Annotated in this window: 12 protein-coding genes; 10 read left to right on the top strand and 2 right to left on the bottom strand. The window is 74.1% G+C overall.

Annotated features, from left to right (window positions below):
- The first annotated feature begins 22 nt into the window (after positions 1 to 22).
- The 10 genes from ABT092_RS20200 (at position 23) to ABT092_RS20155 (ending at position 11,508) form a co-directional block, all read left to right on the top strand.
- The gene (locus ABT092_RS20200) at positions 23 to 730 is read left to right on the top strand and encodes a hypothetical protein (protein ID WP_351245706.1); all 708 of its coding nucleotides are present in this window, start codon (positions 23 to 25) and stop codon (positions 728 to 730) included.
- Positions 731 to 735: 5 nt separating this feature from the next.
- A complete protein-coding gene (locus ABT092_RS20195) occupies positions 736 to 1,914 on the top strand; it encodes a 3-deoxy-7-phosphoheptulonate synthase (RefSeq protein WP_351245704.1) in 1,179 nt (392 codons plus the stop codon).
- A gap of 29 nt (positions 1,915 to 1,943) precedes the next feature.
- Positions 1,944 to 3,020: an AMP-binding protein gene (locus ABT092_RS20190; RefSeq protein ID WP_351245702.1), complete on the top strand. Its 1,077-nt coding sequence runs from the start codon at positions 1,944 to 1,946 to the stop codon at positions 3,018 to 3,020.
- Complete coding sequence (locus ABT092_RS20185) at positions 3,020 to 4,417, top strand: aldehyde dehydrogenase family protein (RefSeq protein WP_351245700.1); 1,398 nt, start codon at positions 3,020 to 3,022, stop codon at positions 4,415 to 4,417. The genes ABT092_RS20190 and ABT092_RS20185 overlap by 1 nt, the downstream gene beginning before the upstream one ends.
- 338 nt (positions 4,418 to 4,755) lie before the next feature.
- Complete coding sequence (locus tag ABT092_RS20180; protein WP_351245698.1) at positions 4,756 to 6,027, top strand: right-handed parallel beta-helix repeat-containing protein; 1,272 nt, start codon at positions 4,756 to 4,758, stop codon at positions 6,025 to 6,027.
- Between the two features lie 142 nt (positions 6,028 to 6,169).
- Positions 6,170 to 7,198 (top strand): 3-oxoacyl-ACP synthase III family protein, encoded by a 1,029-nt coding sequence (locus tag ABT092_RS20175; RefSeq protein WP_351245696.1) that lies wholly within the window; start codon positions 6,170 to 6,172, stop codon positions 7,196 to 7,198.
- A complete protein-coding gene (locus ABT092_RS20170) occupies positions 7,195 to 7,935 on the top strand; it encodes a glycosyltransferase family 2 protein (RefSeq protein ID WP_351245694.1) in 741 nt (246 codons plus the stop codon). The genes ABT092_RS20175 and ABT092_RS20170 overlap by 4 nt, the downstream gene beginning before the upstream one ends.
- The gene (locus ABT092_RS20165; RefSeq protein ID WP_351245692.1) at positions 7,935 to 9,404 is read left to right on the top strand and encodes a class I adenylate-forming enzyme family protein; all 1,470 of its coding nucleotides are present in this window, start codon (positions 7,935 to 7,937) and stop codon (positions 9,402 to 9,404) included. The genes ABT092_RS20170 and ABT092_RS20165 overlap by 1 nt, the downstream gene beginning before the upstream one ends.
- Before the next feature lie 56 nt (positions 9,405 to 9,460).
- Positions 9,461 to 10,597 carry a cytochrome P450 gene (locus ABT092_RS20160; protein ID WP_351245690.1) on the top strand — a complete coding sequence of 379 codons (1,137 nt, stop codon included), beginning with the start codon at positions 9,461 to 9,463 and terminating at the stop codon, positions 10,595 to 10,597.
- Positions 10,594 to 11,508 carry an NAD-dependent epimerase/dehydratase family protein gene (locus ABT092_RS20155; protein ID WP_351245688.1) on the top strand — a complete coding sequence of 305 codons (915 nt, stop codon included), beginning with the start codon at positions 10,594 to 10,596 and terminating at the stop codon, positions 11,506 to 11,508. The genes ABT092_RS20160 and ABT092_RS20155 overlap by 4 nt, the downstream gene beginning before the upstream one ends.
- Here the strand turns inward: ABT092_RS20155 and ABT092_RS20150 are convergent.
- Complete coding sequence (locus ABT092_RS20150) at positions 11,481 to 14,240, bottom strand: cation-translocating P-type ATPase (protein WP_351245686.1); 2,760 nt, start codon at positions 14,238 to 14,240, stop codon at positions 11,481 to 11,483. The two genes, ABT092_RS20155 and ABT092_RS20150, sit on opposite strands and share 28 nt — an antisense overlap.
- A gap of 4 nt (positions 14,241 to 14,244) precedes the next feature.
- Entirely contained in the window at positions 14,245 to 15,189 is a 945-nt protein-coding gene (locus tag ABT092_RS20145) for a polyphosphate kinase 2 family protein (protein ID WP_351245684.1), read from the bottom strand.
- Positions 15,190 to 15,918 lie beyond the last annotated feature (729 nt).

Here is a 15,918-nt window from a genome sequence, read left to right as displayed (position 1 = left end):
CGACAGGAGAGGTAGTCCCGCAATGACCGAGCACCATCCGACGTCGACCTCCGACGCGGGGACGGACGTCGCCACGCCCCCCGGCCCCCCGACCGGCGCGGCGCACCGCTCCGCCCTGTGGAAGCGGCGGCTGTTCGAAGCCGAGGCGGGGCTGACCCGCTATGTGGTCGAGGCCCGGGCGGGCATGCACATGCAGGAATTGCTGCACGTCAAGCAGGCCATCTTCGAGTCGCTGCCCCAGGGCGAGGAGGAACAGGGCTGGAAGGCCGCGTTCTTCCGCGGCCAAGCCCTGATGGAACGTTTCGTCGTGGCGCACTTCGGCCTCGGCGAACTGGCCGGCTGGGCCCGCTCCAACAGCACCGTCTACGCGGCCGTCGACCCCGCCCCCAAGCACGACGCCCGGGTGCCCCTCGAACGCCTCCACGCCCAGGCCGACCTCTACGGCTCGGACACCGAGTGGGAGGAGCACGGCACCGACCGCGCGGTGCTCCGCATCCGCCGCTGCGCCATCTGGGAGTACCGCGAGCAGGCCCGCCGACGGGGCGTGCCGCTGACCCTCGGGTCCCCCTGCGAGTACTGCGTCCCGGCGACCTCCGGGATGGCCACCCACAAGGGCCTGTCCGCCGCCCACGAACTCACCGACGACCAGGGCACGCGGGGCTGTGTGTGGACCGCCTCGCGCGGCCCGGCCCACCCCGCCCCGCACCACTCCCCCACCTCCGAAGGATGACCGCCATGCCGGGACGCACCGGACTCGCCCGCCACGCCCCCGTCGACCGCATCCGCCGGCTGCCCGCCCTCCAGCAACCGGAGTGGCCCGACCGGGACGCACTCGACGAGGTGCTCCGCGCCCTGCCCCCCGAGGACCTGGTGGGCCCGGAGTCGGTGGCCGAACTCAGAACCGAGCTGGCCCGACTCGACGCGGGCGGCGGGCTGGTCCTCCAACTCGGCCACTGCGTGGAGGACATCGACACCGACATGGGCGCCTACACCCGCTGCATGCTCGCCTTCCTCACCCACTTCCGGTCCCATCTGCGGGCCCGCACCGGACGCCATGTGGTGGGCGTCGGGCGGCTCGCCGGGCAGTACGCGAAACCGCGGTCGCAGGACCACGAACTCGTGGACGGGGTGCGGCTGCCCAGCTACCGGGGCCCCATCGTCAACGCCCCGGGCGCGACGCCCCGGGCCCGCCTCCCCCGGCCGGAGCGGATCGCCGAGGCGCACAGCGCCTCGCTCGCCTCCTACGCCACGATCGCGGACCACCACCGGGCCACCGCGTACCTCGATCCGGTGTGGACGAGCCACGAGATGCTGCTGCTCGACTACGAACTGCGGTTCGTGCGACAGGGCGCGGCCGGCCTCCACCTGGGCACCACGCACTGGCCGTGGATCGGCGCCCGGACCCGTCAACCCGGCGGCGCCCACGTGGCCCTGGCCGCGGCACTGGCGAACCCGGTGAGCGTGAAGGTCGGCCCGGACACCTCCCCCGAGGAGGCGGCGGAGCTGGCCGCCGTGCTCAACCCCCGCGACGAGCCCGGGAAGCTCACGTTCATCGTCCGCATGGGCCACACCGCCATCGACCGGCTGGGGCCGGTCGTCCGCGCCGTCCGGCGCCGGGTCGAGCACGTGCACTGGATCAGCGACCCCATGCACGGCAACACGGTGACCGGCGCGCACGGGTTCAAGACCCGTCACCTCGAACACATCGTCGCGGAGCTCACCGGATTCCAGCAGGTCCTCGCCGAGGCCGGCGGGCGTCCGGCGGGACTCCACCTGGAGGCGACGCCGGAGGACGTGTTCGAGTGCGCCGAGGGCGGCCGTGAACCCCGCGACCCGACCCGCTACCGGTCGCTGCTCGACCCCCGGCTGAACCCCGAGCAGACCGCACAGGTGCTCGGCCACTGGTGGGCGTGACCCTCCGCGAGCCCCGGAAAGGGAGATCCATGACCCGTTCGTTCCTCGACCTCGAAGACGACCCCACCACCACCCCCGACGCCTATCTGCGGGCCGCGCTCCGTTGGCACTTCTCCCCCGACACCGGATCACGACTGTGGCTGGAGCGCGCCAAGGAACTGGACTTCGACCCCGTCCACGACGTCCGCGGCTACGCCGACCTCGCCAGATTCCCCGACATCGCCGCGGACCTGCGCGAACGCCCCGTCGAGGACCTCGTTCCGCGGGGACTGGAGCACGAGCCGGCACCCTCGGTGTTCGAGACGGGAGGCACCACCGGGTCGCCCAAGCGGCTCGTCTACACCGAACGCTGGGTGCGGCGCGCGCTCGGGTGGAAGACGGCCGAGCTCCGCGCGGCGGGCTTCCCGGTCGGCGCCCCCTGGCTGGTGGCGATGCCCTCCGGCCCGCACGCCTTCGGCCACACCACCCGGCTCCAGGCCAGGGCCCTGGGCTCGGTCCTGCACACCGTCGACCTGGACCCGCGCTGGGTGAAGAAGCAGATCGCCGCCGGCCGGGACCCGGCCCCCTACCTCGCCCACCTGGTCGACCAGATCGGGGAGGTGGTCCGCAGTCAGCACGTGGCCGCACTCACCACGACCCCGCCGATCCTCTCCGAGCTCCTGCTGCACGAGGACCTCGGCGACCGGCTGCGGCGGTCCCTGCGGTACCTGGCGCTCGCCGGCGCCCATCTCGACGAGGACACCCGCGACCTGATCACGGAGGCCCTGCCCGACACGGTGGTCCAGAACGTCTACGGCAGCACCATGGTGCTGACCACCGCCCGGCTGCGTCCCGGCACCCAGGGGGCGCGGACCGTGTACGACGGCTACTCCCCCCATGTCGTGTTCGCCGTCGTCGACCCCGGGTCGCACCGTCCGGTGGCCTACGGCGAACGGGGGCAGGTGCGGATGACCCACGTCAGCAGCGGGGTCTTCATCCCCAACAACCTGGAACGGGACTCCGCGATCCGGGTGCCCGCGCCCGAGGGCTCGGTGGGCGACTCCCTGCGCGCCCCGGAGCCGCTGGCCGCCTTCGACGGCGAGCCCGTCGTCCAGGGGGTGTACTGATGAGCGCACCCGCCCCGGCCGCCCCCGCCCGGCCCGCGGTCCTCGACCTGCCCCTGCTGACCCACCGGGGCAGCCGGAACACCCGGACCACGGAGACCGTGCACGGGGTCGACGGGCGTCCCCTCGCCGCCCTGGCCCTCGCCCCCGACCTGCTGGTGGCCCAGAGCCTGCGCGCCCTGGCGGGGGCGGCGCCGCCGTCCGCCCCGGAGCGGGCCGCGCTCCTCTCGGAAGCGGCGGAGCGCTTCCTCGACGACGTGCTGGGCGGGCTCTCCTTCGCCGAGCACAACGCCTACGTGTCCCGGGTCTCCGGACACAACGCCGGGCTCACCGAGGAGTTGGGCCGGGCCGTCGCCCTCGCCCTGGCCGAGGCCCCGAGCAGGGCGGACCGGGCGCGGCCGGTCGGCTCGGTCCGCTCGTGGCGGGAGGTCGGGCGGGGCGGCGGCAGCGGGGTGTGGACCCGCAGCGGAGAAACCCTGGCCGCCGTGCTCTCGGGCAACACGCCCACGATCCAGAACGGCTGGCTCCAGGCGTTCGCCCTGGGCTACCGGGTGGTGGTGCGGCCCTCGCGGCGGGAGCCGTTCACCGCCTTCCGCACCGTGCTCGCGCTGCGCGCGGCCGGTGCGCCCGACCACGCCGCCGTGTACCTCCCCACCGGGCACGCCGGGGTGGCGCCCCTGTTGCGCCGGGCGGACCTCGCCCTGGTGTACGGGGGCGACGAGGTGGCGGCCCGCTACCGGGGCGCCCCGGACGTCAAGGTCGCCGGCCCGGGGCGCTCCAAGACGCTGATCACCGCGGGGCGGGCCACCGACCCTGGGACCGTGGCGCGGGCCGCGGACTCGGTGGCCGCGCTCTCGGGGGCGGCGTGCGTGAACACCACCGCGATCCTGGTGGAGGGGGACCACCGGCGCTTCGCCCGGGACCTCGCCGAGGTGCTCCGGGCCCGGGCGGAGGGCCGGCAGACCACGGCGGACCACCTGGGGCCCCGGGTGTCCGGTGAGGCCGCCGAGGCGCTGATGGACCGGCTGGCACGGGTCGGGGCCCGTCCGGTGATCCCGCTGGGGGACGTGGCCACGCCCCATCCGGAGGGCGGGGTGGTGCTGGGGCCCGCGGTGTTCACCGTGGACGATCCCGGCGACCGACTCCTCGCCGCCGAACTGCCCTTCCCCTGCGTCTGGGTCGCTCCCTGGACGCCGGCCGACGGCGTGCGTCCCCTGCGGGGGTCCCTGGTGGTCAACGCGGTCACCGACGACCCGGCGTGGGTCGACGCCCTGTTGCACGAGCCCGGCGTGGGGAACGTCCACGTCGACGTGCCCACCGTGCACGGCGACGGCCATCTGCCCCACGAGGGCTATCTCGGGGACTTCCTGATGCGGAACAAGGCCGTGGTCCGGGCCTGAGCCGCGCCTCCGGGTCGGGGGCAGCAGCGGGTCGACGCCCCCGACCCGGACACCGCCGCGGACGGGCCGGGCCCGCCGCGCCGGCGGGTCGGAGATGTCGACGGATTCCGTGCGGTCGCCCGCATGTTCCGAAGGTCCGGAACCCCCAGACATGGGATGACCGAATCAGCCAACTGTTGCCCCTCTCTGGTCATTCCTTGTTAGCTAGTTGTCATCCTCGTTCCCTCCCTCGAATCTGTGCGGAAGACCGGCCGTTCGACTCGTGCCGCCCCTCGCGGGCCCGCCCCGGCCGCCCCGCGAGGTCGATCCCGCAGCGCGATCGCAGAAGGAGTCCCGCCATGTTCCGCAATGCCCAGATGCCGTCCACGGGGTGGTTCGCCGCAGTGGGGGCCACCGCACTGCTCACCGTGCTGATGACCCCTCCATCGGCGCACGCCTCGGTCGTCACCTGCGGTCAGACGCTCACCACCAGCGTCGTCCTCCAGGCAGACCTGCTCAACTGTCCCGGCGACGGCCTGGTCGTCGGGGCCAACGACCTCACCATCGACCTCAACGGACACTCCGTCGACGGGGTCGGCCTGGGCGTCGGCATCCGCACCGGCGGATTCGCCCGCACCACGCTCACCAACAGCGCGGTCACCGCCGCCCAGGTGCAGGAGTTCGACCACGGGGTGCAGTTGGCCCCGGGCACCTCGGGAACCGTCGTCGAGAAACTCACCCTCCGCAGCAACGAGTTCACCGGCGTCGACGTCAACGGCGCCACCCACAGCCGCATACGGAACAACGTCATCGATCGGCAGTCCCACCGAGGCGTCCTCGTCACCGGCGGGGCGCACGACAACGTGATCGCCGACAACGCGCTCACCGGGAACCAGGGCGGGGGCCTGCTGATGCAGAACTCCCGTGCCAACCGGCTGGAGGGCAACCGGATCACCGACAGCGGGAACGCCGGTCTGGTCCTGGAGGGCTCCAGCGGGAACACCCTGCTGACCAACACCGTCGGCGGCAGCGGCGACGGCTCGTTCATCCTGCAACTCGGGTCGAACGACAACCTGGTCCAGGGCAACTCGACCGGCAGGAGCGCGGACGCCGCGTTGATCGTCTCCGACTCCACCGGGAACCGCATCCTGTCCAACACCTTCCGCGACAGCGGCGACAGCGGCATCTCCCTCCAGTCCGCCCACGGCACCACGGTCGTCGGCAACGACGTCAGCGCGAACCCGGGCGGCATCGACCTGAGCCGTTCCGACGGCAACACCATCAGGTCCAACACCGCGAACGACTCCAAGGGCGACGGGATCAGCCTGGAACTCTCCTCCAACAACCTGGTGGAGCTCAACCAGGTCAACCGCAGCGGCTCACGGGGCATCTACGTGGTCGGGGAAGCCACCGCGGCCACCGGCAACCGACTGATCGGCAACACCGTGAACGACAACAAGGGCGGCGGCCTGTCCGTCTCCAAGGCCGTGCACCTCGTCCAGGGAAACACCGCACGCGGCAACGGAGGTTGGGGGATCAGCGCGGACCCGGGCAACACCGACGGCGGAGCCAACCTGGCCAGCGGCAACGGTCAGGCCGCCCAGTGCTCCGGGGTCGTCTGCGCCCCCTGACCCACCCCCGTCCTCCCTCGCGCGCCACGCGGGGGAGGACGGGATCGGGGAACACCCCGAGGGTTCCCCGGGGAATCGCCCAGGCCCCATCTGAGTACGCGCACTCACGCGGCCCGCCCGTGCGCTCCGTAGCGTCCCCGGCATGACCAGTCAGAACGTCAGCCGCGCCGGGGCGCCGCGGGTGGGCATCACCTCCGTGGGCGCCGCCCTGCCCGAACGGATCGTGACCTCCGAGCGATTGGGTCGCGAGGTGGCGGCGGCCAGCGGGCTGCCGCTGCCCGAGGGGCTCGTCGAGCGGACCACCGGCATCGTGAGCCGCCGGGTCGCCTCACCCGGGGAGTACGCCTCCACCCTCGCGGTGCGGGCCGCCCGGGCGGCCCTCGACCGGGCCGCACTCGACCCGGCCGACCTCGACCTGTTGCTGTTCGCCTCCGCCTCGCGGGACGTGGTGGAGCCCGCGACCGCGCACATCGTCCAAGCCGAACTCGGCTCCCGCGCCCACGCCTTCGACCTGACCAACGCCTGCAACAGCTTCGTCAACGGCATCGACACCGCCCGGGCGATGATCCTCGCCGGACGGGCCCGCAGGGCCCTGGTGGTGACCGGGGAGACCCCGAGCCGGGCGGTGCGGCACGCACCGGCCGACCTGGAGCAGTTCCGCGCCTCCTTCGCCGGCTACACCTTCGGGGACGCCGGGGCCGCGGTCGTCCTGGAGGCCGTGCCGAACGGCGGGATCCTCGACGTGGACACCGTCACCCACTCCGCCCACTGGCGGGTCGGCGGCATACCCGGCGGCGGCTCGCGGCTGCCCCGGGGCGACGACCACACCTACTTCCACGGCGACGGGAACGCGCTGCGGGAGGTGTTCGAGAAGGTCGGCACCGAGGTGCTGGACCGGATGCGCACCCGGACCGGTCTCGACTGGACGGACTTCCGGCACGTCCTGGTCCACCAGGTGACCCTGCCCTACCTGGAGCGCTTCGTGGCGGTGACCGGAGTGCCCCGCGAGCGGCTGGTGGTCACCGTGGACGCACTGGGCAACCTGGCCAGCGCCACCCTCGGGGTGCAGTTGGACCGGGTGTACGACGACCTGGCGCCCGGTGACCGGGTGCTGTTCGTGGGGCTCGGCGGCGGCGTCAGCATGACGACCACGGTCTGGGAGCGGACGTGAGCGCGCTGTGGGTGGTGGTGCCCGCCCACCGCGAGGCCGCGCGGATCGGCGCCACCCTGGACGCCCTCGCCGCCCAACACGACCGCGACTTCACCCTGGTCGTGGTGGACAACGCCTCCGACGACGACACCGCGGGGATCGCCCGGTCCTTCGCCCGCTGGGCGCCCTTCCCCGTGCACGTCCTCAACGAACCCGACAAGGGCGTGGGGTGCGCCGTCGACACCGGCTTCCGGTTCGCCATCGGACACGGGGCCCGGCTGCTGGCCCGCACCGACGCGGACTGCCTGCCGCGCCCCGGCTGGACGGCCGCCGCGCGGGCCGCGGCGGACCGGGGCGCCGCCCTGGTCTGCGGCCGGATCGAAGCCCGGCGCGACGAACACGGCCCCCTCGGCCGGGCCGTCTTCCGCGCCCTGGTGGCGACCGCCGCCCTCTTCGGCCGGGTCCGTCCCGCGCACCACCGCCGGCACGGCTACCTCACCCCGTACCGGATGCACGCGGGCAACAACATGGCCGTCACCGCCGCCCTGTACGAGACGGTGGGCGGGATGCCGCGCCGCCCCTCGCCCACCGACCGGCTGTTCCTGAACCGGGTGCGCCGGCACACCACCGCCGTCGTGCGGGCCCCGGACATGGTGGTGGAGAACTCCACCCGCCGGCTGCGCGCCTACGGTCTCCTGGGCACCGCCCGCTGGTACCTCGACCGGGGCCCGGGCCGACACGGGGAGGACCCGCGCTGATGCTCGACCGTCTCGACCGGGCGCTGCGGACCGCGCCCCATCTGCCCGCCGTCCTCGGCACCGGCCCCGGCGGAGCCGTCCGCACCCGGGCCACCCGCGGTGACCTGGCCGACCTCGCCGACCGGTACGCCGCGGGCCTGCTGGCCCGCGGGGTGCACCGCGGCGGCACCGTCGGCGTCGCCGTCCGGCCCGGCCCCCGGGCCCTGGCCGTGCTGCTCGCCGCCGACCGGATCGGGGCGCGGGTCGCGGTCCTCGATCCGGCCGCCGGCCCCGAGGTGCTGCGGGCCCGACTCGCCCTGGCCCGGCCGGACCTGGTGGTGGCCGACGCCCTCGCCCAGGCCGCGGCCGGTCGGGGCCGGGCCCTCGCCGAGCGCGCCGGGATCGTCCTGCCCGACCTCGCGGACCTGGGGACGGTGGCCACGGTCGGCCCCCAGTGGCCGGGGTGCGCGCCGGCCTTGGCCGCCGGGCACGCACCGCTCCCCCGACGCGAGGAGGGGGACGGCGACGCGGTCATCGTGTTCACCTCCGGCACCACCGCCCGACCCCGGGCCGTGGTGCACACCCGGTCTTCGTTGGCCGCCGGCATGACCGCGGTGGCCGACCTGGTGCGTCCGACGCCCGGAGTGCCCGTCCTCGGGGGCACCCTCTTCGTCCTGGTGCCCTCGCTGACCGCGGGCGCCCCGGTCGCCCTGCCCGCCCGTTCCTCCCGGGCCCTGGCCCGACAGGTGCGCCGGCTCGCACCGCAGGCCACCTATCTGACGCCCCCTCAGCTACGGGCGGCGCTGGACCGGGGCGCCCGCTTCACCGGGCGGGTGTGGACCGGATCGGCGCCCGCCAGCGCGGAGTTGCTGACCCGGGTCCGCGCGGCCGGAGCCGTCGAGGCGTGGGGGGTGTACGCGCTCACCGAACTGTTCCCCGCAGCCGCCGTCGAACAGGCCGACAAAGCGGCCTTCGGGGGCACCGGCGATCTGGTCGGCCATCCGCTGCCGGGCGTCTCGGCGACCGTCTCCGCCGAGGGGGAACTCGTGCTGTCGGGGCCCGCCGCCCGCCACCGCTACCTGGGCGCGGCGCCCGACCCCCGGGTGGCCACCGGGGACCGTGCCGCACTCGACCGGGGCCGCATCGTGCTGGCCGGGCGCCTGAAGGACATGGTGCTGCGACGGGCCGAGAACATCTACCCGGGACTGTACGAACCCGCCCTGCACGTACCCGGTGTCGAACTCGCCCTGCTGGTGGGCGTTCCGGCCGCGGACGGCGACGAACGCCTGGTGGCCGTCGTCCAGCCGGCCCGGGGCGCCAGCCCCGCCGCGGTGCGCGCCGCGCTCGGCGGGGTGCTGGACCGGATGGGGTCCGCCCGTCCGGACGCGGTGCTCCTCGGCGACATCCCGCTCTCCGGCCGCTCCCGCAAGCCCGACCGGGCGGCCACCGCCGAACTCGCCGCCGCCCACCGGCCACGGCCCGCCCGGTGAACCGCCGCGCCCGTGCCGTACGCCCGCCCGCCCGCACACCCGAGACGGACCTCCCCGTGACCCCGCTCCCGCCGCCTCCCCCCGTCCGCACCGCCCGCCGTCGTGACCGGCGCGTCTACACCCGCGCCCGCCCCCTGCTGTTCGCCCTGCTCGCACTCACCCGGACCCGTCCGGTCCTGCGCTGCGGTCGCTCGGTGCTGGTGCAGGACGAGAGCGCCTACCGGGAGGCGCTCCTGCACGTCCCGCTGGACCGGACCGCTCCCGGCACCACCGGTGGCGCCGTCCGACGGCTCACCGACGGGGGCTCGCTGTTCGACCAGACGGACGGCGAGCACCGGGCGGCCCGCAGGGCCGTCGCCCCGCTCCTGGGCACCGCCGGGGTGGAACGGGTGCGGCCGGTGTGGCGGCGGACGCTCACCGAGGCGCTGGCCCCGCTGGAGGCCCACGGGACCGTGGACCTCGTGGACCTGGCCCGGCTGCTCTCCGGGGTCACCGTGTGCGCCCTGCTGGACAGTCCGGCCGACCCCCGGGCCGTGGCGGAGGCCGCGGCCCGCGCGGCGGCCGCGGCGGTGCGGGAGCACCTGCCGGGACCGCGGCTGCCGCACACCGGGCGCCGGGCCGCCGCTGCCGCCGCCCGGCTGGAGGGCCTGCTGGATCCGGACCGGAGCGGACCGGACACCGCACTGCGGGCGATGCTCGCCGTGGCAGCCGTCAACACCACGGTCGCCGCACTGCCCCGGGCCGCGGCCTGGTGTGCGGACGCCGGGCTCTGGGAGCAGGCCGCCGACGACCGGCTGCGCCCCGCTCTGGTCACCGAACTCCTCCGGGTGACCGCCGCCTCCCCGCTGCTGCCGCGCGCCGTCGCCGCGGACGCGGTGCTGGCCGGTCACGCCCTGCGCGCCGGTGACCGGCTGGTGCTGGTGGCGCGGCACGCTGCGCGGGCCCACAGCGACCCGCCCGACGCCCTGCACCCGGCCCCGCCCGTCCGGTCCCGGTTGGTGTTCGGCGCCGGCCCGCACGCCTGTCCGGGCGCCGGGCTGGCCCGGGCCCAACTCGACGACGTGCTGCGGCTGCTGGCCGCACACCGGCCCCGGGTGGTCGCCGCCCGGGTGGACCGGCGGGCCGCGCTGCCGAGTTGGCGGACGCTGACCGTGCGCGCCGGGGTCCGACCGACCGCGACGGAGGCGGCATGACCGTGATCGCGGTGACCGGTGCCAGCGGCTTCTGCGGCTCCCGGGTGGCCCGGGCCGCGGCGGCACGGGGTCTGGAGGTGCGGTGCCTGGGGCGGCGCCCGGGGCCGGTGGGGCGTCATGTGCCCTGGGACGCCACGGTCGGACCCCCCGACCTGGACGGCGTCGACGTCGTGGTGCACTGCGCGGCGGCGGTCGGCGACCCGGTGCCGGGGTCCGCCGCGGAGCGGACGATGCGGGCGGTGAACGTCGACGGCACCGCGCGGCTGCTGGAGGCGGCGGCGGGGCGGAGGGTGGTCTGGGTGAGCAGCGCCAGCGTCTACGCCCCGTCGACCGACCGGCGTCCGCTCGCCGAGGAGCACCCGGTGCGCCACCAGCTCAACGCCTACGGCCGGACCAAGGCGGCGGGCGAGGCCCTGGCCCTGGCCGCCGGAGCGGTGGTCCTGCGCCCGCGTGCCGTGTACGGGGCGGGCGACCCGCACCTGGTGCCCCGCTTGCTGGCCCGGGTCCGGCGCGGTCTGCTGCTGCTCCCCGGCCCCGACGCGCTGCTGAGCCTGACCGCGGTGGAGAACCTCGCCGGGGCCTGCCTGCTGGCCGCCGAGTGGCCGCCGGGTCCCTACAACATCGCCGATCCCCTGCCCTACCGGCGCGATGACGTGGTCGCCGCGGTGCTGCGGGCCCACGGGGTCCGGGCCCGCATCCACCACGTGCCGTTGCCGGTGGCGGAGGCGGCGGCGGGGGCCGCCGAGGCGCTGGCCCGGCTGCGCCCGCGGTCGACGCCCCCGTTGACCCGGTACGCCGTCGCCCAACTCGGTCGCCCGGTGGTGCTGGACGTCACCCGGGCGCAACGGCAGGGGTGGTGCGCCCGGCGCACGTTCGCCGACCTCTACGGTCCGGTGGCGGCTGCCGGTTGAGCGGAGGACGGGCGGAGCCCGTCGGCGGTGTCCTCGCCGGTGTGCCGGCCGCGGGCCAGGAACTTGCCCGCCTCCCAGACCACCAGCAGGGCGAGGGGGGCCAGCAGCGCCCAGCCGAACTGGCGCAGGTCGAGCTGGGTGGTGCCGAGGACCCGGCGGAACCCGTCCACCTGGGTGACCAGCACGGCGAGGACCAACTCGGCCAGGGCCGCCCGGTTCATCTGCTTGCTGTCGAAGGTGGTGGTGCGCAGCACCGACTCCGTTTCGCTGCGGCATTCGAACGCGGCCACGATCAGGCAGAGGGCGAAGGCCGTGAACGCCATCGAGCTGCCGATCTCCACGCTGTCGAAGCGGTGTTCACCCAGGATGATCAGGGCCAGCAGCAGGGCGGTGATCGCGAGTCCGGTGAGGCCGACGGTCACCAGCAGCCGGCCGGTGAGCACCGACTCGCCGCGGGGGCGGGGCAGCCGGCGCATCAGTCCGGGGCTCTCGCGGTCGAAGCCGAGCGCGAAGCCGAAGGGGGCGTTGACGACGAAGTGGATCCACAGCACCTGGGCGGGGGTGAAGGGTTGGCCGGCGGCGATGTTGAGGACGGTCGCCCCGAGGAAGGTGAGCACGAACGCGACGAGGAGCAGCAGGACGAAGCGGATGTACTTGGTGAGGTTGTCGTAGAGCTTGCGGCCCTCCTCCACGGCGAAGACGATGGTGGCGAAGTTGTCGTCGGAGAGGATCATGCGGCCGGCGTTCTTCGCCACGTCGGTGCCGCTGCCCATGGCGACCCCGATGTCCGCGGCCTTGATCGCGGGTGCGTCGTTGACGCCGTCGCCGGTCATGGCCACGACCTCGCCCTTCTTCTTGAGGGTCTCGGCGAGCAGCACCTTGTGTTCGGGGGCGACCCGTCCCACCACCCCGATGGTGTCGATCCGGGAGAGTTGTTCGGCCTCGGTGAGGGCGGCGAAGTCGGCGCCGAGCACGGCCTCGCCGGGGATGCCGAGTTGGCGGGCGATGGCGGCGCCCGTGGTGACGTCGTCGCCGGTCACCATGCGGACCCGGATGTGGGCGTCCTGGGCGCTGGCGACGGCGGCCCGGGACTCGGCCCGCGGCGGGTCGACCATGCCGACCAGGGCGGTGAGGGTCAGTGCGGTCACCTGGGCGAGGAGGTCGCCCTCCGGGTCGAAGTCCGCGGGGTCGAGGTCCCGGGTGGCGGCGGCCATCACCCGGTGGCCCTCGGCGCCCATCCGACGGATCTCCCGGTCCGCCCGCTCGCGCTGCTCGCCGTCCCAGGCGGCGGTGCGTCCGTCCACGAGCACGGTGCCGGTCCGGGAGGTGACCGCGGGGGCGGCCCCCTTGACGAAGCAGCGCACCACCGTGCGGCCGGTGTCGTCGGTGACGCGGTGGAAGGTGGCCATCAGCTTGTAGTCGGGGTCGAACGGCAGGGTGGCCAGCCGGGGGTACCGTTCCCGGGTGGCGTCGACGGCGAGCCCCGCCTTGTGTCCGAGGACGAGCAGGGCGCCTTCGGTGGGGTCGCCGACCACGGTGCCGTCGACGAGCCGGGCGTCGCTGGCGACCAGGAAGGGCAGGATCGCCTCGTCGATGCGCGCGGCGGAGCCCACGGCGTGGTGGACCGCGCCGGTGAGCCCGTACCCGGTGCCCGAGACCGTGTAGCCGTCGGTGGGGGTGATCACCTCGACGGCGGTCATCTGGTTCATGGTGAGGGTGCCGGTCTTGTCCGAGTTGATCGCCGAGGTGAACCCCAGTGTCTGCACGGACGGCAGTTCCTTGACGATGGCGTGGTGCTTGGCCAGGTTGAGGCTGCCGACGGAGAGGATCACCTGGGTGACGGTGGGCAGGGCCTCGGGGATGGCGGCGATGGCGAGCGACACGGCGCTGACGAACAGGGTGTCCCACGCCTGGCCGCGGGTGCGGCCGAGGGCGAACATCACCACCATGGTGAGTCCGGCGGCGCCGGCGATCCACAGGGTCAGGTTGTCGAGTTGTCGGGTGAGGGGGGACTGTTCGACCCGGGTCGAGGACAGCATCCCGGAGATCCTGCCGAGTTCGGTGTCCGTGCCGGTGCCGGTGACGAGGAGCACCCCGCTGCCGTGGGTGACCGGGGTGTTCATGAACGCCATGTTGGTCTGTTCCCCGGGCCCCGGGGCCCCGTCCGGGAGGGGCGCGGAGTCCTTGGCGACCGGCACGCTCTCGCCGGTGAGTGCGGACTCGTCGATCTGGAGGGCGTTCGCGGTGATGATCCGGCCGTCCGCCGGCACCTGGTCCCCGGCGGAGACCAGCACGACGTCACCGACGACGAGCCGTTCGGCCGGGACCTCCGACTCGGTGCCCTCGCGCCGGACGCGTGCCGTCGTCTTCATCATCGACTTGAGGGCGTTCATGGCGCTCTCGGCCTTGCCCTCCTGCCGCAGGCCCACGACCGCGTTGAGCAGGGTGAGCAGGACCAGCAGGACGGCGGTGCTCCACTGGGCGATCGCGAAGGACACGGCGGCGGCCACCACCAGGATGATCTGCATGTAGCTGCGGTACTGGGCCAGGAACCGCCGCCAGGCCGGGGGCGGTTGCTCCTCGGGCAGGGCGTTGGGGCCGTTCGCCGCCAGCAGTTCGGCCGCCCGCGCCGCGGTCAGTCCGCTCGCCGGGTCGACCGCGAAGGCGGCGGCGACGTCCTCGGGGGTGCGTGCGTACCAGTGCGCCGGGCCGGGTTCGGGATCGACGGCCATCGGGTCACCCCTCCGTCCGGGAACGCGGTGCCGGGTCGTCCGGGGTCCCTTCGGGGGTCTGTTCCTCCAGTTCGCGGCGGGCGGTGAGGAGGTCCTCGCGGGCGCGCTCGCCGATGGTGGGGTACTGGGGGTCCAGTTCCCTCAGGGTGTGCACCAGCACCGCGGAGGCGCAGATCCGCGCGAACCACTTGCGGTCGGCCGGGATGACGTACCAGGGCGCCCACGGGGTGCTGGTCTCCGACAGCATCCGGGAGAAGGCCCGCTGGTAGTCGTCCCAGAAGCGGCGTTCGCGGACGTCGGCGGCGGAGAACTTCCAGTTCTTCTCCGGGCGGTCGATGCGTTGGAGGAAGCGGGTGCGCTGCTCGTCCTTGGACAGGTTGAGGAAGAGTTTCACCACCGTGATGCCGTTCTCGGTGAGGTAGCGCTCCCAGTCGTTGATCTGTCGGAAGCGTCGCTTCCAGAGCTTCTTGCCCCGGGTTTCGGGGGGCAGCCGTTGGCGGTCCAGGACGTCGGGGTGCACCCGGACGACCAGCACCTCCTCGTAGTGCGAGCGGTTGAACACCGCGATGTCGCCCCGGGCCGGCAGGTGGTGCGTGTACCGCCACAGGTAGTCGTGGTCGAGTTCCTCGACGGAGGGCACCTTGAAGCTGCTGACCTGCACGCCCTGCGGGTTCATCCCGCTCATCACGTGCCGGATGGTGCCGTCCTTGCCACCGGCGTCGAGCGCCTGGAGGCAGAACAGCACGCCGTAGGTGTTCTGGGCGGCCAGTCGCGCCTGGTACTCGGCGAGGAGCTCCACCCCGGTGCGCAGCAGTTCCCTGCCCTGCCGCTTCTTGAGGTGCGCCTTGTAGCGGGGGTCGAAGTCCCGGGCCAGGTCCACCCGGGTGCCCGGTGGTACGCGCAGGGGTGCGATGAGTTCCGCGATGCGCTCGGCACGCTTGTCCGCCATGGCCGACCAGCCCTTCCGCCCGTGCAGGGGGCACTGGTCACGATCCTTGCGGGCGGAGGAGCAGTCAACGGCGGCGAGCCGTTCGGGTGAGCGTCCGGGCGGGCTGCGGGGGCCGCCCCGGGGCCGGCCCCGCAGCGCCCGTCGCGGTCCCGGGCGCGTCGTGGGCCGGAATGCGATCCGACCGGTTTTCGCATCTCCGCCCACGAATTCACCGAGCGCTCCCGGACGCGATTAATTCAATTTTCACCCAATGCCGATGGGGCCCTGTCCAGGCAGGCTTTCGTTTTACGCTGAAAACAAGTACTTTCCCTTCCGCGGCACTCTCCACCGTCATGCACGCCAGGGGAATTCACCTGCGCACACCCCGGGAACCACCCAGGAGGCCACCCCTTTCCCTGCCGAAAGAACGGCGACTCGAACCCTTTCCCCGCCACCCGTCGGGCCTACCCGTTCGCACGCTCCGGCGGGAATTCCCGCCCGCGCCCTTCCCTTTTCCCGCCGACCACCGGCGCCTCGACGGCCGCACGGTCGAGCATTCCACTGATTCGCGTACGCACCGCTCACCGAATTCGCCGCCCACCCATTCATCCGCTACGGACACGCACGAAATCACCCACCACGGACCGGAACCGAAGGAGTCTCAATGATGAAGTCAAGCCGCTTGCGCGACCGGCAGCTCGGGGGTGAAGACACGGTTGTCGCGCAGGAGAGCCCACAGGACGCTGGCCC

The sequence above is a fragment of the Streptomyces sp. NPDC002490 genome, from assembly GCF_040296045.1.
Taxonomy (GTDB): Bacteria; Actinomycetota; Actinomycetes; order Streptomycetales; family Streptomycetaceae; genus Streptomyces.
Note: the sequence above shows the minus strand (reverse complement) of the source record. Positions and strands in the feature narration are given on the sequence as shown.